This window comes from Pseudomonas sp. NPDC099000 (genome assembly GCF_044759925.1).
Taxonomy (GTDB): Bacteria; Pseudomonadota; Gammaproteobacteria; order Pseudomonadales; family Pseudomonadaceae; genus Aquipseudomonas.
In genome coordinates, this window is record NZ_JBIWAF010000023.1 from 71,940 (window position 1) to 92,611 (window position 20,672).

Genomic DNA, 20,672 nt, shown 5'->3' on the forward strand with positions numbered 1-20,672 from the left:
CGGGCGCGGGAGTATAAAGCTCCCGCGCCCGTTTTTACAGGATCAGCGGACCTTTCCGTCGGCCAGCGCCAGTTCGTCTTTGTCGAAATCATCGACGTCGATGACCTTGCGCCGCGCCACCTCGGCATCACGCAGGGACTGCGCCTCACCAGGTTGCAATACCCCAGCCTCCAGCGCTGCATCGATGACATGTTCCCCGGCAGCCGGTTTGACCTGACCGCTTTTGAGCGCCACATGCAGTTTTTTCTGCAATGGCTGCGCTGCGTTCAACAGGTTGCAGGCATGTTGCAGGGCACCGACCGCGTCGTCCGCCGATTGCGGACGGTAGCAACCGCCGAGCAATTCTTCGAGGGTTGGATCGCCCTTGGCGCGGCCGATTACCGCAGCGACTTCGGCGCCGAGTTTGTCCGATGGCCCTTTGTGACGACGGCCGAACGGGAACACGATCACCCGCAACAGGCAACCCAGCACCTTGTTCGGGAAGTTGCTCAGCAACTCATCCAGCGCACGTTCCGACTGACCAAGGCTTTCTTCCATGGCCCAGGTGAACAGCGGCGCCATGTGTTCCGGCGAATCGAGGTCGTGGTAACGCTTGAGCGCGGCGGAGGCGAGGTACAGGTTGCTGAGCACGTCCCCAAGACGCGCCGACAGGCGTTCGCGACGTTTCAGTTCACCGCCCAGCAGCATCATGCTGAGGTCGGCGAGCATGGCGAACGCAGCGGCCTGACGATTAAGCGCACGGAAATAACCCTGACTGAGCTTGTTCCCAGGCGCGTGTTCGAAGTGCCCGAAGCCGAGGTTCAGCACCAGTGTACTGGCCGCGTTGCTCACGGCGAAACCGATGTGCTTGAGCAGCAGGCCATCGAACTCGGTGAGTGCCTGATCCTTGTCTTCACGGCCAGCGAGGGCCATTTCCTTGAGCACGAACGGATGGCAGCGAATGGCGCCCTGACCGAAGATCATCAGGTTGCGCGAGAGAATGTTCGCGCCTTCGACGGTGATGAAGATGGGGGCGCCATTCCAGCTGCGACCGAGGTAGTTGTTCGGCCCCATGATGATCGCCTTGCCGCCGTGAACATCCATGGCGTGGCTGATGCACTCGCGGCCGCGTTCGGTGAGGTGGTACTTGAGAATCGCCGACAGCACCGACGGTTTCTCGCCCAGGTCCACCGCGTTGGCGGTCAGCATTCGGGCAGCGTCCATCATCCAGGCGTTGCCGCCGATGCGTGCCATGGCTTCCTGAATACCTTCGAATGCCGACAGTGGAACATTGAATTGCTCGCGAACCTGCGCGTACTGACCGGTTACCAGGCTGGTGAACTTGGCCGCGCCGGTGCCGACCGCAGGCAGGGAAATCGAACGCCCGACCGACAGGCAGTTCATCAGCATCATCCAGCCCTTGCCGAGCATTTCCTGGCCGCCGATGAGGAAGTCCAGCGGCACGAAGACGTCCTTGCCGGAGTTCGGGCCATTCATGAAAGCGGCACCCAGCGGCAGGTGACGGCGACCGATTTCAACACCGGCCGTATCGGTCGGGATCAGCGCCAGGCTGATGCCCAGGTCTTCCTTGTCACCCAGCAAATGGTCCGGGTCATAGGCCTTGAAGGCGAGGCCGAGGAGGGTGGCCACCGGGCCCAGCGTGATGTAACGCTTTTCCCAGTTGAGGCGCAGACCGAGGGTTTCCTTGCCTTCCCATTCACCTTTACAGATGATCCCGGTGTCGGGCATGGCGCCGGCGTCGGAGCCGGCCAGCGGACCAGTCAGTGCGAAGCACGGGATGTCGTCACCCCGGGCCAGTCGTGGCAGGTAATGGTTGCGTTGTTCGTCGGTGCCGTAATGCAGCAGCAGTTCGGCGGGGCCCAGCGAGTTAGGGACCATCACGGTGGACGCGAGGTCGCCACTGCGGGTCGCCAGTTTCATCGCTACCTGGGAGTGGGCATAGGCCGAGAAGCCCTTGCCGCCAAATTCCTTGGGAATGATCAGTGCAAAGAAGCCGTTTTCCTTGATGTGGGTCCAGGCTTCGGGAGGCAGGTCCATGTCTTGTCCGATCTGCCAGTCGGTGACCATGGCGCAGAGTTCTTCGGTCGGACCGTCGATAAAGGCCTGTTCCTCTTCACTCAGCTGCGCTTTTGGATAGGAAAGCAGCTTGTTCCAGTCCGGGCGACCGCTGAACAGTTCGCCATCCCACCACACGGTCCCGGCGTCGATCGCATCGCGTTCGGTCTGCGACATCGGCGGTAGGGTTTTCTGGAACCAGCTGAACAGCGGCGCGCTGAAGAATTTGCGACGCAGGTCGGGCAGCAACAACGGCGCCGCGACGGCTGCGATCAACACCCAGAAAACCAGCAGCAGCCAGCCTGGCGCGCGGCTAAAGGCACCCATCGCGACGATATAGACAGCGACGATGCACAGGGCGGGCAGGGGGGCGATGCGACGGTGGGCTAAATAAGCTATCCCTACAACCAGAACCAGTATCCACAACAGCAGCATATTTAATCCTCCGTGAACCAAGGCAAAACCAACCTTCAGAGCTTAGACGGCATCCGCAAAACAGGGTGGTCGGAGCGAGGTGATTGAATTCGTGGGAAACCATCGATGAGTTTTGTAGGTTGGGTTGGCAACACGCCCGGGAAATCGTTCGTTTCCTACGCGGCTATGCGCCCATGTTTGGCCGAAACGTCGTTATCTCTGTGCTGAAGGTGTCGCTAGACTCGTGGCTTCCCCAGGAGATTGTTCTCATGCACGAGTATCTGAGTCCCGGCCGCTTCATCGATAGTGACCACCCCTCGGTGGTGGAGTTCGCCGAAAAACATCGGGGCGCCAGTCGCGATCCGCTTGAGCAGGCGATCAATCTCTATTACGCGGTGCGCGAAGCCGTGCGTTACAACCCCTACACCTTCAGTCGCGACCCGCAGACCTTGCGCGGCAGTTATGCATTGGCGGCCGGGGAGAGTTATTGCGTGCCGAAGGCCACACTGCTGGCCGGTGCCGCGCGACATTGCGGGATCCCTGCACGGATCGGTCTGGCGGACGTGCGCAATCACCTGTCGACGCCGCGTTTGCTTGAATTGCTCAAGAGCGACGTGTTTGCCATGCACGGCTATACCGAGCTGCATCTGAACGGTCGCTGGGTCAAGGCGACGCCGGCCTTCAACCAGAAACTCTGCGAACTGTTCAATGTGGCGCCGCTGGAGTTCGACGGCATCAACGACAGTGTTTTCCATCCTTTCAACCGCAACGGCGAGCAGCTAATGGAATACCTGGTCGACCACGGGCAGTTCACCGACGTGCCCGAAACGTTCTTCTTCGAGCACCTGGAAAAGTGCTACCCGCACCTGTTCAGCGACACATTGCCGGCATTGCTGGGTGACATGCAGAGTGATTTGAGCCGCGCCTGATCCGGCGTATGCTGCCTGCGCATTTATCCATAAAGAGGCGGTCATGCTGAAGATCTGGGGTCGGAAGAATTCGTCGAATGTCAGAAAGCCATTGTGGGCCGCCGAGGAACTGGGCCTGGCCTATGAAGCCATCGATGCGGGCGGCGCCTTTGGTGTTGTCGATACGCCGCAGTACCGTGCGATGAACCCCAACGGTCGTGTGCCGGTGATCGAAGACGACGGCTTCGTGCTCTGGGAATCGAACGCCATCGTGCGTTACCTGATGGCCAGCCGCGCCAATGGCACGGCCTGGTACCCGACGGATCTGAAGGCTCGCGCCGCTGCCGACAAGTGGATGGACTGGACCACCTCCAGTTTTGCCGGCCCGTTCCGCACGGTGTTCTGGGGCGTGTTGCGCACACCTGAAGACAAGCAGGACTGGCCCGCCATCAACGCCGCGATCAAGGAGTGCGATGATCTGCTGACGACGGCGAACCAGGCATTGGCGGCCAAGCCGTACCTGTCCGGCGACGAAATCGGTATGGGCGACATTCCCCTCGGCAGTTTCATTTATGCCTGGTTCGAGATGCCGATCGAGCGTGCACCGCAGCCGCATCTTGAAGCCTGGTATGCACGACTGAAACAGCGTCCGGCGTATAAAAAAGCCGTTATGACCGCGTTGACTTAATACTCACTATCGACACACTTGACTGTACTTGTTTGGCGGCGACAAGCACCATTGCGCTCGTGCGCCGCGGTTGTATTGCTCGCCGCCCGCCCATAGTTATCCCTTTCTTCCCTTCTTGGTGCGTAAATCCGATATGAGTTCCGCTCTGTCCATCCGGCAGCTAACCAAAACCTACGGCAACGGTTTCCAGGCCCTGAGTGGTATCGATCTGGACGTCGCCGAAGGTGACTTTTTCGCCTTGCTCGGCCCTAACGGTGCCGGCAAATCCACGACCATCGGCATTCTCTCGACCCTGGTGAACAAGACCAGCGGTACCGTGAATATCTTCGGTCACGACCTGGACAAGAATCCTGCGCAGCTCAAGCGCTCCATCGGCGTGGTGCCCCAGGAATTCAACTTCAACCAGTTCGAAAAAACCTTCGACATCGTCGTAACCCAGGCCGGTTACTACGGCATCCCGCCGAAGATCGCCAAGGAACGCGCCGAACAGTACCTGACCCAGCTTGGGCTGTGGGACAAGCGCGATGTGCCGTCGCGTTCGCTGTCCGGCGGCATGAAGCGTCGGCTGATGATCGCCCGCGCACTGGTTCACGAGCCGCGCCTGCTGATCCTCGACGAACCGACCGCGGGTGTGGACATCGAACTGCGTCGCTCGATGTGGACCTTTCTCACCGAGCTGAACCAGAAAGGCATCACCATCATCCTCACCACCCACTACCTGGAAGAGGCTGAGCAGTTGTGCCGCAACATCGGGATCATCGACCACGGCACGATTGTCGAGAACACCAGCATGAAACAGCTGCTCGGCCAGCTGCATGTGGAAACCTTCCTGCTCGACCTCAAGAACACGCTGAACGTCGCGCCGCAGTTGCTCGGTTACCCGACCAAGCTGCTCGACAGCCACACCGTCGAAGTCCAGGTCGACAAGGCCATGGGCATCACCGCGCTGTTCACCCAGTTGGCGCAGCAAAACATCGAAGTGCTGAGCCTGCGTAACAAAACCAATCGCCTCGAGGAGTTGTTCGTGTCCCTGGTGGAGAAAAATCTGTCGAAGGTGGCGGTATGAGTTCCGAGCTGCAACCCAACCTCGTTGCCCTCAACACCATCGTCTACCGCGAGGTGAAGCGCTTTACCCGGATCTGGCCGCAGACCCTGCTGCCGCCGGCCATCACCATGGTTCTGTACTTCGTGATCTTCGGTAACCTGATCGGTCGGCAGATTGGTGACATGGGTGGCTTCACCTATATGGAATACATCGTGCCCGGCCTGATCATGATGTCGGTGATCACCAACTCCTACGGCAACGTGGTGTCGAGTTTCTTCGGCAGCAAGTTCCAGCGCTCCATCGAAGAGTTGATGGTGTCGCCGGTATCGCCGCATACGATTCTGATCGGCTACACCCTGGGCGGCGTACTGCGTGGCTTGATGGTCGGGTTGATCGTGACGTTGCTGTCACTGTTCTTCACCGAATTGCAGGTGCATCACCTGGGCGTGACTATTCTGGTGGTGGTGCTGACGGCGACAATCTTCTCGCTACTGGGCTTCATCAACGCCGTGTTTGCGCGCAACTTCGATGACATCTCGATCATCCCGACGTTCGTGCTGACGCCCCTGACGTACCTGGGCGGGGTGTTCTACTCGATCAGTTTGCTGCCGCCGTTCTGGCAGACGGTGTCGCTGGCAAACCCGGTGCTGCACATGGTCAACGCCTTCCGTTACGGCATTCTTGGCGTTTCGGACATCAAGATCAGCGTGGCGATTACCTTCATGCTGGTGGCGACGGTTGTGTTGTACATCGGTTGTGCGCGATTGCTGGTCAGTGGGCGCGGGATGCGTACCTGAGAAAGACCGCGTCGCCTGCTTCGCGGGCAAGCCTCGCTCCTACAGGGCACCATCAGACCTGTAGGAGCGAGGCTTGCCCGCGAAGGCGTCTGCCCAGACACCACAAAAAACGGCCTCCAAAAATGGAGGCCGTTTTGCATCTACTTCATCCGGCGTTGCTTACGCCGCTTCCACTGCCGCCCAACCCACCAGCGCCAATACATCATCACCAGGCAATAGGCGAGGGCGCCCAGCACCAGGCCCATCACCACTGAACCCAACAAAAACGGCTGCCACAAAGTAGACAGCTCGCCGCTGATCCATTCCCAGGTCAGCTCGTCCGGCAAATGCCTGGCCGGCACGTCCATCAACCACGCCCCCGTCTGATAAGTGCAGAAGAACACGGCAGGCATGGTGATCGGGTTGGTCAGCCAGACCAGGCTGACGGCAATGGGCATGTTGCCCCGCACCACGATCGCCAGAATGGCAGCGACCAGCATCTGCAACGGAATGGGCAGGAATGCCGCGAACAGACCCACTGCCATGGCCCGTGCGACGGAATGACGATTGAGGTGCCAGAGGTTCGGGTCATGCAGCAGGGTGCCGAGAAAGCGTAAGGATTTGTGTTCCCTGATGCTGGTCGGGTCTGGCATGTAACGTTTGAATAAGCGCCGGGGCATAAGGCTTCTCGGTCGGTTAAGGCGGCAAGTATGTCTGGATTCTATGAACCGCCCATTCAGACTTTGTGACAATTAATAACCGTGCGCGTGCGTTCGGGCAGCTATGCCTAGGGTGGGACTCTCAAGGACGGGCGTATGCGCACAGGGATGATGGCGCTGGCGTTGGGTCTGCTGGCCCTGCGTTTTTTACCGGTTTTACCGCCGGTCTGGTTATGGATGTTGCTGCCGGTTGTGGGTTTGATGCTGTTGCCGTTTCGGACTTACCCGTTGGCGTTTTTCCTGTTCGGCTTCAGTTGGGCGTGCGCGAGTGCGCAGTGGGCGCTGGATGATCGCCTGCCGCTGAAGCTCGATGGCGAGACTCGTTGGGTCGAAGGCCGGGTGACGGGCCTACCGCAGAATGCCGAAGGTGTGGTGCGCTTCGAGTTGACCGACAGTCGGTCCCGAAGCACCCGGCTGCCCCGGCATCTGCGCCTCGCCTGGTATGACGGACCGCCCGTCAACAGCGGCGAACGGTGGCGACTGGCGGTCAAGTTGAAGCGTCCTACCGGGCTGCTCAACCCGCATGCCTTCGACTACGACGCCTGGCTCCTGGCTCAACGCATCGGTGCTACCGGGACGGTCAAGGACGGCCAGAGGCTGGCCGCCGCCCAATGGGCCTGGCGCGACAGCATTCGCCAGCGTTTGCAGACCGTTGATGCCCAAGGTCGGACGGGGGCGCTGACCGCATTGGTGTTGGGCGACGGCGGCGGGCTGAGCCGCGAGGACTGGCAAGTGCTGCAAGACACCGGCACCGTGCACCTGCTGGTGATTTCCGGGCAGCACATCGGACTGCTGGCGGGGCTGGTGTATCTGCTGATCGCCGGGCTGGCTCGCTATGGTCTGTGGCCCAACCGTTTGCCGTGGCTGCCATGGGCCTGCGGACTGGCGTTTGTTGCGGCGCTGGGTTACGGGCTGCTGGCCGGTTTCGAGGTGCCGGTGCAGCGGGCCTGCGTGATGATCGGTCTGGTGCTGTTGTGGCGGCTGCGGTTTCGACACCTTGGCGCCTGGTGGCCACTGTTGTTGGCGCTCAATGGCGTTTTATTGCTGGACCCGCTGGCGAGCCTGCAGCCGGGATTCTGGTTGTCCTTCGCCGCGGTGGCGGTGTTGATCTTCACCTTCGGTGGGCGGCTGGGGCCCTGGCGTTGGTGGCAAACCTGGACCCGTGCGCAATGGCTGATCGCGATCGGGCTGTGCCCATTGCTGTTGATACTTGGCTTGCCAATCAGCGTCAGCGGACCAGTTGCCAATCTGCTGGCGGTGCCCTGGGTCAGCCTGGTGGTGTTGCCGCCAGCCTTGCTCGGGACGTTGTTACTGCCCATCCCCTATGTGGGCGAGGGGTTGCTGTGGTTGGCGGGCGGTCTGATCGACCTGTTGTTCAAGGGGCTGGCACTGATGGCCGGGCGATTGCCCGCCTGGGTGCCGGTCGCGGTGCCGGTATGGATTTGGGCGCTCGGTACGCTGGGGGCCTTTCTTCTATTACTGCCCAAAGGTGTGCCTTTGCGCCCTTTGGGTTGGCCGCTGCTGCTGTTGCTGGCTTTTCCACCTCGTCCAATGTTTCCCGATGGCGTCGCCGATGTCTGGCAACTGGACGTAGGCCAAGGCCTGGCCATTCTCGTGCGCACCCGTCATCACACGGTGTTGTATGACACTGGGCCGCGTTTTGGAGATTTCGACCTCGGCGAGCGGGTGGTCCTGCCGACATTGCGCAAACTGGGCGTATCCGGGATCGACCTGATGCTTATCAGCCACGCCGACGCCGATCATGCCGGCGGTGCGCGCGCGGTCGCCAACGGATTGCCGGTGACGCGGGTCCTGAGCGGTGACCCCGAGGCGCTGCCAGCCGAGTTGCGCGCCAAGGGCTGTGAAAGCGGCAAGCAATGGACCTGGGACGATGTGAGCTTCCGGCTCTGGCAATGGACATCCGCCCGCGACAGCAATCAAAAATCCTGTGTCTTGCAGATCGAAGCCAATGGCGAGCGATTGCTGTTGACCGGTGACATCGATGCCGATGCCGAGCGGGCGCTGCTCGCCGGTCCGCTTGCCGTGCCAACCGATTGGCTTCAGGCGCCGCACCACGGCAGCCGCAGTTCGTCCTCGATGGCGCTGCTCACCGCGTTACAACCCAGGGCTGTGCTGATATCACGTGGCCAGGGCAATTCCTTTGGCCACCCGCATCCCACGGTCATGGCGCGCTATCAAAAACGCGGGATGGCGATCTACGACAGTGCTGCCCACGGCGCCATTCGTCTGCAACTGGGTCGCTTCAAGCCACCGTGGGCGATGCGTCTGGAACGGCGTTTCTGGCGCGATCCGCCAGTGTCCGACCCATAACCGCGAGTCATGAAAGCCCGACCGGATGCGACATCACGGTCTTCGGTGCATCCAGCCCCTATGTTAGAGTGGCGCACTTTTTCGAGGGGACTGTCACTGTGTGGGAATTGGTCAAATCCGGCGGCTGGATGATGTTGCCGATCATTTTGAGTTCCATCGCGGCCATGGCGATCACCGCCGAGCGTCTCTGGACCCTGCGAGCCAGCCGTGTGACCCCGGAGCATTTGCTCGGGCAGGTCTGGGTGTGGATCAAGGACAAACAGCTCAATAAAGAAAAACTCAAGGAACTGCGGGCCAACTCACCGTTGGGCGAGATCCTGGCGGCAGGCCTTGCCAACTCCAAACATGGTCGCGAGATCATGAAAGAGTGCATCGAAGAAGCCGCCGCGCGGGTGATTCATGAACTCGAGCGCTACATCAACGCGCTGGGCACCATCGCCGCCATGGCCCCGTTGCTGGGTCTGTTGGGCACGGTGTTGGGCATGATCGATATTTTCAGCGCATTCATGGGGTCGGGCATGACCACCAACGCCGCTGTTCTGGCCGGAGGTATCTCCAAGGCGTTGATCACTACCGCTGCGGGCCTGATGGTGGGTATTCCGTCGGTGTTCTTCCACCGTTTCCTGCAACGCCGGATCGATGAACTGGTGGTGGGCATGGAGCAGGAAGCGATCAAGCTGGTCGAGGTGGTGCAGGGTGACCGTGACGTGGACCTGTCCGAGGGCAAAAAAGCGTGAAATTCCGCCGCAAGCAACGGGAGAATGTGGACATCAACCTCGCGTCGCTGATCGACGTGGTGTTTATCCTGCTGCTGTTTTTCGTGGTCACGACCACGTTTACCCGTGAAACCCAGTTGCGCGTCGATCTGCCGGAAGCGGTCAGCGGCTCGCCTGCCGAAGACCAGCAGGTCAAGCACCTGGACGTGGCCATCAGTGCCGAAGGTGCGTTCTCGGTGAACAATCAGATATTGCCCAAAAACGATCTCGCGACCCTGATGGAGGCGCTGCAAAAAGAATCCAGCGGCGACACCAACCTGCCGCTGTCCATCAGCGCTGATGGCAAGACCCAGCATCAGTCGGTCATCACCGCCATGGACGCCGCCGGCAAGCTGGGTTTCAGCCACTTGCGCATGACCACGGTCGAAGCGGCACCGCCCGCGCCCTGATGGCCATGTCCGATCGCTTGCTCGCCGCGTGGTACCAAGGTCATCCGGCCCTGAAGCTGTTGCAGCCACTGGAGTGGCTGTATCGGCGCGTGGTGATGAACAAGCGCAAGCGCTTTCTGGCGGGTGAGGGTGAGATCTATCAGCCGCCCGTGCCGCTGATCGTGGTTGGTAATATCACCGTCGGCGGCACCGGCAAGACACCGCTGATTCTGTGGATGATCCAGCACTGCCAGCGCAGCGGCTTGCGGGTCGGCGTGGTCAGCCGGGGTTACGGCGCCAAACCGCCGCAATTGCCGTGGCGTGTCGAGGCCGAGCAAAGCGCCGAGGTTGCCGGCGACGAACCGCTGTTGATCGTCCAGCGCACCGGCGTGCCGTTGATGATCGACCCGGATCGCAGCCGCGCCGTCAAAGCGCTGTTGGCGAGTGAGCCGCTGGATCTGATCCTGTCCGATGACGGCATGCAACATTACCGGCTGGCCCGGGACCTGGAACTGGTGTTGATCGACGCCGCCCGTGGCTTGGGCAACAAACGCTGCCTGCCTGCCGGTCCCTTGCGCGAACCGGTCGAACGCCTGCAAAGCGTCGACGCCGTGTTGTACAACGGTGCCACCGCGGACCGCGGAGACGGTTTTGCCTTCCAGTTGCGACCCACCGAATTGATCAACCTGCAAAGCGGTGAACGGCGTCCCCTCGACCACTTCCCCGCAGGCCAGGCGCTGCACGCCGTGGCCGGGATCGGCAATCCGCAGCGTTTCTTCACGACCCTCGAAACGCTACACTGGCAGCCGGTGCCGCATGCGTTTGCCGACCACGCCGAATACAACGTGCAGGCCTTGAATTTCACACCGTCATTGCCGTTGGTGATGACCGAAAAGGACGCGGTGAAGTGCCGTGCCTTCGCCGCCGCCGATTGGTGGTACCTGGCGGTCGATGCTGCGCCATCGCCGGCCTTCGTGGCCTGGTTCGATACGCAGCTGATGCGCCTGTTGCCGGCTCGTCTTTTGCCTTAACTCCGTTCTTATCCAGGGAATGCTCATGGACACCAAATTGCTCGACATCCTCGCTTGCCCGGTCACCAAAGGCCCACTCAAGCTCAGCGCCGACAAGACCGAGCTGATCAGCAAGGGCGCCGGTCTGGCTTACCCGATTCGCGACGGCATCCCGGTAATGCTCGAAACCGAAGCCCGCACCCTGACCACCGACGAGCGTCTGGATAAATGACCACAGCCTTTACCGTTGTCATTCCATCGCGTTATGCCTCTACCCGTCTGCCGGGCAAACCCCTGCTGCTGATCGCCGGCAAGCCGATGATCCAGCACGTCTGGGAGCAGGCGAGCAAAAGCAGTGCCGAGCGTGTTGTGGTCGCCACTGACGACGTGCGCATCGTTGAGGCGTGCAAGGCGTTTGGCGCCGAAGTGGTGCTGACCCGCGAAGATCATAATTCCGGTACTGATCGCCTGGCCGAAGTCGCCGCGAAACTGGGCCTGGCCGCCGACGCCATCGTGGTCAACGTCCAGGGTGACGAACCGTTGATCCCGCCGAGCGTGATCGATCAGGTCGCCGCCAACCTGGCCGCCCATACCGAAGCGCGCATGGCCACCCTGGCCGAGCCGATCGAAGACGTCGAAACCCTGTTCAACCCTAATGTGGTCAAGGTCGTCAGCGACCTCAATGGCCTGGCGCTGACGTTTAGTCGCGCGACGTTGCCGTGGGCCCGGGACGCGTTCGCCAAAAGCCGCGAGCAGTTGCCGGAAGGCGTACCGTATCGCCGCCACATCGGCATTTATGCCTACCGCGCCGGTTTCCTGCATGACTTCGTCAGCTGGGGCCCGTGCTGGCTGGAAAACACTGAATCCCTGGAACAGCTGCGTGCCCTGTGGCACGGCGTGCGGATTCATGTCGCCGACGCGCTGATCGCACCGCCTACCGGTGTCGATACCGTCGAAGACCTCGAGCGCGTTCGTCGCCTGCTGGAGGCCTGATGCGCGTTTTGTTTGTGTGCCTGGGCAACATCTGCCGCTCTCCAACGGCCGAAGGTGTGCTGCGGCATAAATTGCGCGAGGCGGGGCTGGCCGGTCACATCGAAGTCGCCTCCGCCGGCACCGGTGACTGGCATGTCGGCAAGGCGCCGGACAAACGTAGTCAGGCAGCGGCCAAACTGCGCGGTTACGACCTGTCCGCCCAACGCGCCCAGCAAGTGACCCGCGCCGATTTCTCCGCCTTTGACCTGATTCTGGCGATGGACAACAGCAATCTGCGCCACCTCAAGGCCCTGCAACCGGCCAAGGGCAAGGCCGAGCTGGACCTGTTCCTGCGTCGCTACCAGTCGGAACTCGATGAAGTGCCGGATCCGTATTACGACGGCGACCAAGGCTTCGAGCAGGTGCTGGACCTGATCGAGCGCGCCAGTGATCGGCTGGTAATCGAATTGAAGGGACGGTTATGAGTTTGCAGGTTCAACCCCGGGTTTCACTCAAGCCGTTCAATACGTTTGGTGTCGACGTTCAGGCCCGGTTGTTCGCCGAAGCCCACAGCGACGCCGATGTGCGTGAAGCCCTGGCGTATGCGTCGGCCCATGACGTGCCGTTGCTGGTGATTGGTGGCGGCAGCAACCTGCTGCTGACGGCCGATATCCAGTCGCTGGTGCTGCGCATGGCCACGCGCGGGATTCGCATCCTGAGTGATGACGGCAGCAAAGTCGTGATCGAGGCCGAGGCCGGTGAGCCGTGGCATCCGTTCGTGCAGCACACCCTGGCGCAGGGGCTGTCGGGGCTGGAAAACCTCAGTTTGATCCCCGGCACGGTTGGCGCGGCACCGATGCAGAACATCGGTGCCTATGGCGTCGAGATCAAGGACGTGTTCGCCGGCCTGACCGCGCTGGATCGCCAAACCGGCGAGCTGCGGGACTTCACTCTGAAAGAATGCAACTTCGCCTACCGTGACAGCCTGTTCAAACAGGAGCCGGGGCGCTGGTTGATCCTGCGCGTGCGTTTCACCCTGGACCGCGCCGCGCACCTGCACCTGGAATACGGTCCGGTTCGCCAGCGCCTGACTGAGCAAGGCATCGATCAGCCGACCGCCACCGACGTCAGTGAGGCGATCTGCAGCATTCGTAGCGAAAAACTCCCGGACCCGGCAGTACTGGGCAATGCCGGCAGCTTCTTCAAGAACCCTCTGGTGCCAGCCGCGCTGGTCGCACAGCTGAAAAGCCAATACCCGGATCTGGTGGCCTACGCGCAACCCGATGGGCAGATGAAACTGGCGGCCGGCTGGTTGATCGAGCGGGCCGGCTGGAAAGGCTTTCGTGACGGCGATGCCGGCGTGCATACGTTGCAGGCACTGGTGCTGGTCAACTACGGCAGCGCCACCGGCCTGCAATTGCTGAACCTGGCGCAACACATTCAGAAAGACATTTCGGAACGATTCAAAGTCGACCTGGAAATGGAGCCGAATCAGTATTGAAGCTACGCTTTAAGGACTGATCTCAAAGCCCTGCACACTTCAACTGTGCAGGGCTTTTTTGTTAATGCTGGGTTAACTTAGCCACCTAACGATGCAAACGTTTGCTCCACCAAAGGCCCGATGCAGACGTTGCCGTCCGCGTAAGAGAGCCTCTTAGCCTGAGCCGATCTGCGTGATGCCAACCGCCAACCCTCGGCGGCAGATTGCTCGACCCCATAACCTCCAGAAATATGCGGGCGTGCCCATGATTACCCTGAAGCTCAATGGTCAAGACCATCAACTCGATGTCACCGAGGATATGCCGCTGCTCTGGGCAATCCGCGATGTGGCCGGTTACAACGGCACCAAATTCGGCTGCGGCATGGGCCTGTGCGGTGCCTGCACCATCCATATCGAAGGCGCTCCGGCGCGTAGCTGTATCACGCCGATCGGCGCGGTGGTCGGCCAGAACGTCACCACCATCGAAAACTTGCACGCCGATCCGGTCGGGCAAGTCGTGCAACAAGCCTGGCTCGACACCGCCGTTGCCCAGTGCGGTTTCTGCCAGGGCGGGCAGATCATGTCGGCGACGGCGCTGCTCAAGACCAACCCGAACCCCAGCGACGCACAGATCGAAGAGGCGATGGTCGGCAATATTTGCCGTTGCGGCACCTACAACCGCATCAAGACCGCCATCCGCCAGGCATCCACTCACCTGAAGGAGGCCAAGGCATGAGCCAGTTACCGAATGATTTTGCGCTGAGCAACCTCAGCCGCCGTGGTTTCCTGAAAGGGGTCGGCGCCACCAGTGCGCTGGTGCTGGTGGCCAGTTGGGGTTGGCAAGACGCTTTCGCCGAAGAAAAAGAGAAAAAATTCGGCGCCGACGGCATGCCCAATGGCTGGATCGATGATCCCAAGGTTTACATCAGCATTGCCGCTGACGGCATGGTGACGGTGGTCTGCAACCGTTCGGAAATGGGCCAGGGTGTGCGCACCAGCCTGACCATGGTGGTCGCCGATGAACTGGATGCCGACTGGGCCATGATGAAAGTGCAGCAGGCGCCGGGCGACGAAATTCGCTTCGGCAACCAGGACACCGACGGTTCGCGCAGCATGCGTCACTGGTACGAACCGATGCGTCGTTGCGGCGCGGCCGCGCGGACCATGCTTGAACAAGCGGCTGCCGCGCAGTGGAAAGTGCCGGTCAGCGAGTGCCATGCGCAACTGCATAAAGTGGTGCACCAACCGACCGGTCGTGAACTGGGCTATGGTGCCCTGGCCGCCGCGGCGGGTGCGCTGGCAGTGCCGGCCCGTGACAGCCTGCGGCTCAAGCATCCGTCGGAATTTCGCTACATCGGCAAAGAAGGCACCAAGGCTATCGACGGTGCCGACATCGTCAATGGCCGCGCCATCTACGGAGCCGACGTGCATTTCGACGGCATGCTTTACGCCGTGATTGCGCGTCCGACGGTCTATGGCGGCACGGTCAAATCCGTCGACTCCAGCGCCGCGCTGAAAGTCCCGGGCGTGATCAAGGTGATCCAGATCGAAGGCCGTCCGCTGCCGTCCGAGTTCCAGCCATTAGGGGGCGTGGCTGTAGTGGCCAGTAACACCTGGGCCGCGATCAAGGGTCGCGAAGCGCTGAAAATCGAGTGGGATGACGGCCCCCACGCCAGTTACGACTCGATTGCCTACCGCAAAGAGCTGGAAGCCGCGTCCCTCCAGCCCGGCAAAGTGGTACGCAATACCGGCAACATCGACGACGCCATGAAGGGCGCCAATAGCACGCTCGAAGCCTCTTATTACCTGCCGCACCTGACGCAGGCACCGATGGAACCGATGGTCGCCATCGCCCGCTTCAAGGACGGTATGTGCGAGGCCTGGGCGCCAAGCCAGGCGCCACAAGTCACCCGCGAACGGATTGGCGAACGCCTCGGCATTCCGTTCGATAAGGTCACATTCAATGTCACCTTGCTGGGCGGCGGTTTCGGTCGCAAATCCAAGCCGGACTTCATCATCGAAGCGGCGATCCTCGCCAAGGAATTCCCCGGCAAGGCCGTGCGGGTGCAATGGACCCGTGAAGACGACATCCATTGCTCCTACTTCCACACCGTGTCGGCTGAATACCTGAAGGCCAGCCTGGACAAGGACGGCCTGCCTTCCGGTTGGTTGCACCGCACCGTGGCCCCGAGTATCACCGCGCTGTTCGCCCCGGGCATGAACCACGAAGCAGCTTTCGAGCTGGGCATGGGCTTCACCAACATGGCCTACGCGATCCCCAATGTGCGCCTGGAAAACCCGGAAGCGGCGATTCATACGCGGGTCGGCTGGTATCGCTCGGTGTCGAACATTCCCCACGGGTTTGCGATCCAGAGCTTTGTCGATGAACTGGCGCACAAGGCCAAACAGGATCCACTCAAGTATCAGATCAAATTGCTCGGCCCGGATCGTCAGATTGATCCGCGCACCTTGAGCGAAGAGTGGAACTACGGCGAATCACCCGAGCGTTATCCAATCGACACCGGGCGGATGCGCACAGTACTGGAAACTGCCGCCAAGGCCGCCGGCTGGGGGCGCGAGTTGCCCAAGGGCCGAGGCCTGGGCCTGGCGGTGCATTACAGCTTCGTCACCTATGTGGCGGCGGTGATCGAGGTCGAAGTCAAAGACGACGGCACGCTGATCGTGCACAAGGCCGACATCGCGGTGGATTGCGGTCCGCAGATCAACCCCGAGCGGATTCGCGCTCAGTTCGAAGGCGCCTGCGTCATGGGCCTGGGCAATGCGGTGGTCGGGGAAATCAGCTTCAAGGACGGCAAGGTGCAGCAAGACAACTTCCACATGTACGAAGTGGCACGCATGTCACTCGCACCGAAGGAAGTGGCGGTGCATCTGGTCACGCCTCCGGGCAATGTACCGTTGGGCGGGGTCGGTGAGCCAGGCGTACCGCCGATTGCGCCGGCGCTGTGCAACGCGATCTTCGCCGCCACCGGCCAGCGCATCCGCAACTTGCCGGTTCGTTATCAGCTGCAGGGTTGGCAGAAGGCGCAGGCCTGATGGACAGTGCAGATCTGAATGTCTTGCGCAGCGTGCTGGAATGGCGCCGCGCCGGTCAGCGGGTGGTGTTGTACAGCGTGGTCCAGACCTGGGGCACTGCGCCCCGGGCGCCGGGCGCGATGCTGGCGTTGCGTGAAGATGGCGTGGTAATCGGCTCGGTGTCCGGTGGGTGTGTCGAGGATGATCTGATTGCCCGGCTGCACGATGGGCGGATTCCTCCCGACGGACCGCCGGTGCAGTTGATCACCTACGGCGTCACCCGTGAGGAGGCCGCACGGTTTGGTTTGCCGTGCGGCGGTACGTTGCGCCTGACCGAGGAGCGGGTCGGCGATCCAGGTTGGGTCGCCGAGTTGCTGGAACGCTGCGAGGCCCATGAAATCGTGGCGCGTTTGCTGGATATTGCGAGCGGTGAAGTGGTTTTGCAGGCGGCGAACAAAAGCGATGTGTTGAGCTTTGACGGCAATACCCTGCGCGCTATCTACGGTCCGCGTTGGCGGCTATTGCTGATCGGTGCGGGGCAGCTGTCCCGGTATGTCGCCGAGATGGCGCGGCTGCTGGATTTCGAAGTGCTGATCTGCGATCCGCGCAGCGAATTTGTCTACGGCTGGGAAGAGCAGCACGGCCGTTTCGTCTCGGGCATGCCGGATGAAGCGGTGCTGAACATCCAGACCGACGAACGCACGGCCATTGTCGCCTTGACCCATGATCCGCGCCTGGATGATATGGCGCTGCTGACCGCGCTGGATTCCAGGGCTTTTTATGTCGGTGCCCTGGGATCACGGGTCAACAGCCTGAAGCGCCGCGAAAACCTCGCTCAGCTAGGCTTGTCATCACAGGCCATCGAGCGGCTGCACGGCCCGATCGGTTTGCACATCGGCAGCCACAGTCCGGCGGAAATCGCCTTGTCGCTGCTGGCCGAGATTGTGGCGATCAAGAACGGCGTCGAACTCAAGCAGAAGAAGCCGTTGCAGGAGGTTGTATGAGTGAGTCCATCGGCGTCATCGTGCTGGCGGCGGGGCAGGGCAGTCGCTTCAGGCAGGTGGCGGGGGACGACAAGGACAAGTTGCTGGCGGACTGTACCGGTCGCGATGGCGCTGTTCGTTCGGTGATCGAACAGGTGCTGGTGAATGTGCCGGCCAGTCTTGGGAGGCGCGTGCTGGTGACTACTGGAGATCGCCCGCAAGTGATGCGCATGGCGCAGGCGTATGGTTTCGAGATTGTTGAGATCGAGTCGACCGGGATGGGCGACAGCATTGCGGCCGGGGTGGCGGCGTGTCCGGAACTCGATGGCTGGTTGATTGTGCTGGGAGATATGCCGTTTATCTTGCCGTCGAGTGTTGAGCGGGTGGTGGCGGGGATGGCGGACGATTGCGTCAGTGTGCCGGTGCATGCGGGTGAGTATGGGCATCCGGTCGGGTTCGGTCGCAGTTTTGGGCCGGGGTTGATGGCTTTATCGGGTGATCATGGGGCCAAGCCGTTGTTTGCGCAGGGCAGGGTGGTTGAAGTGGCGGTGGATGATGCCGGGGTTTTGTGGGATGTGGATGTGCCTGAGGCGTTGAACTACCCGCAATGATCGTTCCCACGCTCTGCGTGGGAATGTAGCCCGGGACGCTCCGCGTCCCTTTCGAGAGCTGGAACGCGGAGCGTCCCTTGAGGCATTCCCACGCGGAGCGTGGAAACGATCGGACACACAGCGGCATAAAAAAGCCCCGCCTGGATCACCAGGCGGGGCTTTTTAGTGGCCGATGGAATCAGACGAGTGGTTTAGGCTCGTGTTCTTTTTCCAGGGCTTGTTCGTGTTGCTCGACCGCTTCCTGTACGGAGCGCGGCGCTTCTTCGATGACCGACTCGGCAGCAGGTGCCGCTTCGATCACTTCAGCAACAACCGGCGCCGGCTCGTCAGCAACAGGCGCTTCAACCGGAGCAGCGGCGGCAGCCTGTTCGGCTTCCTTCTGCAGACGCTCCTCTTCACGCTTGCGACGACGCACTTCACGTGGATCGTTCGGCGCTCGGCCACTCGGCGTCAGCGCGCTGACAGGGGCGGTTTCGACTTGCGGAGCAGCAACTTCGGCAACGACCGGCGCTTCAACCACCGGAGCAGGCTCGGCAGCAGCAACCGCTGGCTCGGAGACCATGGCTTCAGCCACTTCGGCTTCGGCAACCGGTGCAGGCGCTTCAACCGCAACCGGCTCGGCAACCCAGTTGAACGCGGTTTGTTCTTCACGAACTTCGCGGACAGCTTCGGTTACGGTTTCGGTCACTGTTTCGACAGCCGGTTCTGCAGCAACCACTGGCTCAACAGCAGCTTCAACTTCAGGCTGTGCTTCACGAACCGGCGCCACTTCGATTTCCGGAGCGGCAGTGGCTTCAACCGGAGTCGTCGCTTCTACCACTGGCGCTTCGACCGGAGCCGTTTCCAGGGTGGCGGCAGTCGCGCGTTCGGCTTGCTCGTTGGCTTGTGCTTCAGCCGGTGCGCTGATCACGGTGCTGGCAACGGCTGCGGTAACAGCCAGGCCGGCGGCCAGATCGGAAGTGCTTGGCGCTTCGTTGCTCTCGCCCGCTTCGCTGCCTTCGGCGGATTCGGATTCTTCCGAGCCTTCGATCACGTTGCCGTTGGCATCGCGTTGACGCTCGCGACGATTGCTGCGACGACGCTGGCCACGGGAGCGGCGGCGGGGACGATCGCCTTCGGCGCCTTCCTGACCGTCTTCCTGCAGTTGCTCTTCGTTGGTCACCTGTTCTTCTTCGGCAACCGCGGCAGCGGCTTGCTCGGCACGTGGCTGACGTTCTTCACGCGGTGGGCGCGGAGCACGTTCTTCACGTGGCTGGCGAGCCGGACGCTCTTCAGCGGTCGCGGCAACGGATGGAGCCGTGGCATCCAGAGGTTCGCGCAGTTCTCGCACTCGTTCTTCACGCTCGCCACGTGGCTTGCGGTCTTCGCGAGGCGCGCGCGGTGCACGTTCTTCACGAGGGGCGCGTGGTGCGCGCTCTTCACGTGGAGCACGTTCTTCGCGGGCTACCGCTACTGCTGGCATTTCTTCACGGGCTTCGCGTGGTTGACGCTCTTCGCGTGGCTCACGGGGTGCGCGTTCTTCACGCGGTGCACGTTCTTCACGAGGCTTGCGTTCTTCATCGCGGCGACCGTTACGGTTGCGGCTCTGCTGACGACCGTTGCGACGCTCTTCGTTACGGGCCGGGCGCTCGGTGGTCGCTGGTTTTTCAACCACAACCGGAGCGGCAGGTTCTTCTTTGGTCGCGAACAGGCTGACCAGCGATTTCACCAGGCCTTTGAACAGGCTTGGCTCAGGCGCGACGGCCGGTGCGGCAACAGGTGCGGCAGCGACGACTTCGGTCGGAACCGGAGCGTTGGCGCGGGCCGGTGCAGTCTTGACCGCAGCTTCCTGACGAACCAGGGTGCGGGTCGCGGCGGCTGGCTGCACTTCTTCGACTTCGGCAGCGGCTGCTGCGATTTCGTAGCTGGACTGGCCGACCGCGGCTTCCGGGCTGTCATCGCGCAGACGCTGAACTTCGAAGTGCGGCGTTTCGAGGTGATCGTTCGGCAGAATGACAATGCGGGCACGGGTGCGCAGTTCGATCTTGGTGATCGAGTTGCGTTTTTCGTTGAGCAGGAAGGCTGCGACCGGAATCGGCACTTGGGCGCGAACTTCGGCGGTGCGGTCTTTCAGGGCTTCTTCTTCGATCAGGCGCAGGATCGCCAGGGACAGCGATTCAACGTCACGGATGATGCCGGTGCCGTTGCAACGCGGGCAGACGATGCCGCTGCTTTCGCCCAGGGATGGACGCAGGCGCTGACGGGACATTTCCAGCAGGCCGAAGCGCGAGATGCGACCGACTTGCACGCGAGCGCGGTCGGCTTCCAGGCATTCGCGGACTTTTTCGTCCACGGCGCGCTGGTTCTTGGCAGGGGTCAGGTCGATGAAGTCGATGACGATCAGGCCGCCGATGTCGCGCAAGCGCAACTGCCGGGCGATTTCTTCGGCGGCTTCTAGGTTGGTGTGCAGTGCGTTTTCTTCGATGTCGCTGCCTTTGGTGGCGCGCGCCGATTTGATGTCGAT

19 protein-coding genes are annotated in these 20,672 nt (G+C 61.6%); 16 read left to right on the forward strand and 3 right to left on the reverse strand.

Annotated features, from left to right (window positions below; all coding sequences use genetic code 11):
- Nucleotides 1–42 precede the first annotated feature (42 nt).
- Nucleotides 43–2,490, reverse strand: a complete 2,448-nt coding sequence (locus ACIQV9_RS22490; RefSeq protein WP_403106076.1) for an acyl-CoA dehydrogenase — start codon at nucleotides 2,488–2,490, stop codon at nucleotides 43–45.
- Nucleotides 2,491–2,738: 248 nt separating this feature from the next.
- Between ACIQV9_RS22490 and ACIQV9_RS22495 the strand changes: the two genes are divergently transcribed.
- From ACIQV9_RS22495 to ACIQV9_RS22510, 4 genes are all read left to right on the forward strand, one after another.
- Complete coding sequence (locus tag ACIQV9_RS22495; protein ID WP_403106079.1) at nucleotides 2,739–3,398, forward strand: transglutaminase family protein; 660 nt, start codon at nucleotides 2,739–2,741, stop codon at nucleotides 3,396–3,398.
- A gap of 43 nt (nucleotides 3,399–3,441) precedes the next feature.
- Nucleotides 3,442–4,065 (forward strand): glutathione S-transferase family protein, encoded by a 624-nt coding sequence (locus tag ACIQV9_RS22500; RefSeq protein WP_403106082.1) that lies wholly within the window; start codon nucleotides 3,442–3,444, stop codon nucleotides 4,063–4,065.
- Nucleotides 4,066–4,198: 133 nt separating this feature from the next.
- Nucleotides 4,199–5,131 (forward strand): ABC transporter ATP-binding protein, encoded by a 933-nt coding sequence (locus ACIQV9_RS22505; RefSeq protein WP_403106085.1) that lies wholly within the window; start codon nucleotides 4,199–4,201, stop codon nucleotides 5,129–5,131.
- A complete protein-coding gene (locus ACIQV9_RS22510) occupies nucleotides 5,128–5,907 on the forward strand; it encodes an ABC transporter permease (RefSeq protein WP_403106088.1) in 780 nt (259 codons plus the stop codon). Before ACIQV9_RS22505 ends, ACIQV9_RS22510 begins: the two co-directional genes overlap by 4 nt.
- Nucleotides 5,908–6,047: 140 nt before the next feature.
- Here ACIQV9_RS22510 and ACIQV9_RS22515 read toward each other — a convergent pair whose 3' ends face one another.
- Nucleotides 6,048–6,566 (reverse strand): DUF2062 domain-containing protein, encoded by a 519-nt coding sequence (locus ACIQV9_RS22515; protein ID WP_403106091.1) that lies wholly within the window; start codon nucleotides 6,564–6,566, stop codon nucleotides 6,048–6,050.
- A gap of 135 nt (nucleotides 6,567–6,701) precedes the next feature.
- On the opposite strand from ACIQV9_RS22515, the gene ACIQV9_RS22520 reads away from it, so the two are divergent.
- From ACIQV9_RS22520 to ACIQV9_RS22575, 12 genes are all read left to right on the forward strand, one after another.
- On the forward strand, nucleotides 6,702–8,936 hold the full coding sequence (locus ACIQV9_RS22520) for a DNA internalization-related competence protein ComEC/Rec2 (protein WP_403106094.1): 2,235 nt from the start codon (nucleotides 6,702–6,704) through the stop codon (nucleotides 8,934–8,936).
- Between the two features lie 98 nt (nucleotides 8,937–9,034).
- Nucleotides 9,035–9,673 carry a MotA/TolQ/ExbB proton channel family protein gene (locus ACIQV9_RS22525; RefSeq protein ID WP_403106097.1) on the forward strand — a complete coding sequence of 213 codons (639 nt, stop codon included), beginning with the start codon at nucleotides 9,035–9,037 and terminating at the stop codon, nucleotides 9,671–9,673.
- A complete protein-coding gene (locus ACIQV9_RS22530; RefSeq protein WP_403106100.1) occupies nucleotides 9,670–10,101 on the forward strand; it encodes an ExbD/TolR family protein in 432 nt (143 codons plus the stop codon). The genes ACIQV9_RS22525 and ACIQV9_RS22530 overlap by 4 nt, the downstream gene beginning before the upstream one ends.
- A complete protein-coding gene (gene lpxK / locus ACIQV9_RS22535; protein WP_403106102.1) occupies nucleotides 10,101–11,111 on the forward strand; it encodes a tetraacyldisaccharide 4'-kinase in 1,011 nt (336 codons plus the stop codon). Before ACIQV9_RS22530 ends, lpxK begins: the two co-directional genes overlap by 1 nt.
- Nucleotides 11,112–11,136: 25 nt before the next feature.
- A complete protein-coding gene (locus tag ACIQV9_RS22540; protein ID WP_010461887.1) occupies nucleotides 11,137–11,322 on the forward strand; it encodes a Trm112 family protein in 186 nt (61 codons plus the stop codon).
- Nucleotides 11,319–12,083, forward strand: coding sequence for a 3-deoxy-manno-octulosonate cytidylyltransferase (gene kdsB / locus ACIQV9_RS22545; RefSeq protein ID WP_403106108.1), 765 nt, complete (start codon nucleotides 11,319–11,321; stop codon nucleotides 12,081–12,083). Before ACIQV9_RS22540 ends, kdsB begins: the two co-directional genes overlap by 4 nt.
- Nucleotides 12,083–12,547, forward strand: coding sequence for a low molecular weight protein-tyrosine-phosphatase (locus ACIQV9_RS22550; RefSeq protein WP_403106111.1), 465 nt, complete (start codon nucleotides 12,083–12,085; stop codon nucleotides 12,545–12,547). The genes kdsB and ACIQV9_RS22550 overlap by 1 nt, the downstream gene beginning before the upstream one ends.
- Nucleotides 12,544–13,563, forward strand: a complete 1,020-nt coding sequence (murB, locus tag ACIQV9_RS22555; protein WP_403106114.1) for a UDP-N-acetylmuramate dehydrogenase — start codon at nucleotides 12,544–12,546, stop codon at nucleotides 13,561–13,563. Before ACIQV9_RS22550 ends, murB begins: the two co-directional genes overlap by 4 nt.
- A 244-nt stretch (nucleotides 13,564–13,807) precedes the next feature.
- The gene (locus ACIQV9_RS22560) at nucleotides 13,808–14,278 is read left to right on the forward strand and encodes a (2Fe-2S)-binding protein (RefSeq protein ID WP_403106117.1); all 471 of its coding nucleotides are present in this window, start codon (nucleotides 13,808–13,810) and stop codon (nucleotides 14,276–14,278) included.
- Entirely contained in the window at nucleotides 14,275–16,596 is a 2,322-nt protein-coding gene (locus ACIQV9_RS22565) for a molybdopterin cofactor-binding domain-containing protein (RefSeq protein WP_403106120.1), read from the forward strand. Before ACIQV9_RS22560 ends, ACIQV9_RS22565 begins: the two co-directional genes overlap by 4 nt.
- Complete coding sequence (locus ACIQV9_RS22570) at nucleotides 16,596–17,579, forward strand: XdhC family protein (protein ID WP_403106123.1); 984 nt, start codon at nucleotides 16,596–16,598, stop codon at nucleotides 17,577–17,579. Before ACIQV9_RS22565 ends, ACIQV9_RS22570 begins: the two co-directional genes overlap by 1 nt.
- Nucleotides 17,576–18,169, forward strand: a complete 594-nt coding sequence (locus ACIQV9_RS22575) for an NTP transferase domain-containing protein (RefSeq protein WP_403106126.1) — start codon at nucleotides 17,576–17,578, stop codon at nucleotides 18,167–18,169. Before ACIQV9_RS22570 ends, ACIQV9_RS22575 begins: the two co-directional genes overlap by 4 nt.
- A 178-nt stretch (nucleotides 18,170–18,347) precedes the next feature.
- Here the strand turns inward: ACIQV9_RS22575 and ACIQV9_RS22580 are convergent.
- Nucleotides 18,348–20,672 (reverse strand): ribonuclease E/G (locus ACIQV9_RS22580; protein ID WP_403106129.1); only part of this gene is annotated, 2,325 nt, incomplete at its 5' end.

Bases quoted from the DNA above. Each gene is read 5' to 3' on its own strand.
- ACIQV9_RS22565 (WP_403106120.1), top strand. From the start codon at position 14,275: ATGAGCCAGTTACCGAATGATTTTGCGCTGAGCAACCTCAGCCGCCGT.
- ACIQV9_RS22505 (WP_403106085.1), top strand. From the start codon at position 4,199: ATGAGTTCCGCTCTGTCCATCCGGCAGCTAACCAAAACCTACGGCAAC.
- ACIQV9_RS22520 (WP_403106094.1), top strand. From the start codon at position 6,702: ATGCGCACAGGGATGATGGCGCTGGCGTTGGGTCTGCTGGCCCTGCGT.
- ACIQV9_RS22570 (WP_403106123.1), top strand. From the start codon at position 16,596: ATGGACAGTGCAGATCTGAATGTCTTGCGCAGCGTGCTGGAATGGCGC.
- ACIQV9_RS22515 (WP_403106091.1), bottom strand. From the start codon at position 6,566: ATGCCCCGGCGCTTATTCAAACGTTACATGCCAGACCCGACCAGCATC.
- ACIQV9_RS22550 (WP_403106111.1), top strand. From the start codon at position 12,083: ATGCGCGTTTTGTTTGTGTGCCTGGGCAACATCTGCCGCTCTCCAACG.
- ACIQV9_RS22495 (WP_403106079.1), top strand. From the start codon at position 2,739: ATGCACGAGTATCTGAGTCCCGGCCGCTTCATCGATAGTGACCACCCC.
- ACIQV9_RS22500 (WP_403106082.1), top strand. From the start codon at position 3,442: ATGCTGAAGATCTGGGGTCGGAAGAATTCGTCGAATGTCAGAAAGCCA.
- ACIQV9_RS22510 (WP_403106088.1), top strand. From the start codon at position 5,128: ATGAGTTCCGAGCTGCAACCCAACCTCGTTGCCCTCAACACCATCGTC.
- murB (WP_403106114.1), top strand. From the start codon at position 12,544: ATGAGTTTGCAGGTTCAACCCCGGGTTTCACTCAAGCCGTTCAATACG.
- ACIQV9_RS22540 (WP_010461887.1), top strand. From the start codon at position 11,137: ATGGACACCAAATTGCTCGACATCCTCGCTTGCCCGGTCACCAAAGGC.
- lpxK (WP_403106102.1), top strand. From the start codon at position 10,101: ATGGCCATGTCCGATCGCTTGCTCGCCGCGTGGTACCAAGGTCATCCG.
- ACIQV9_RS22560 (WP_403106117.1), top strand. From the start codon at position 13,808: ATGATTACCCTGAAGCTCAATGGTCAAGACCATCAACTCGATGTCACC.
- ACIQV9_RS22575 (WP_403106126.1), top strand. From the start codon at position 17,576: ATGAGTGAGTCCATCGGCGTCATCGTGCTGGCGGCGGGGCAGGGCAGT.
- ACIQV9_RS22490 (WP_403106076.1), bottom strand. From the start codon at position 2,490: ATGCTGCTGTTGTGGATACTGGTTCTGGTTGTAGGGATAGCTTATTTA.
- kdsB (WP_403106108.1), top strand. From the start codon at position 11,319: ATGACCACAGCCTTTACCGTTGTCATTCCATCGCGTTATGCCTCTACC.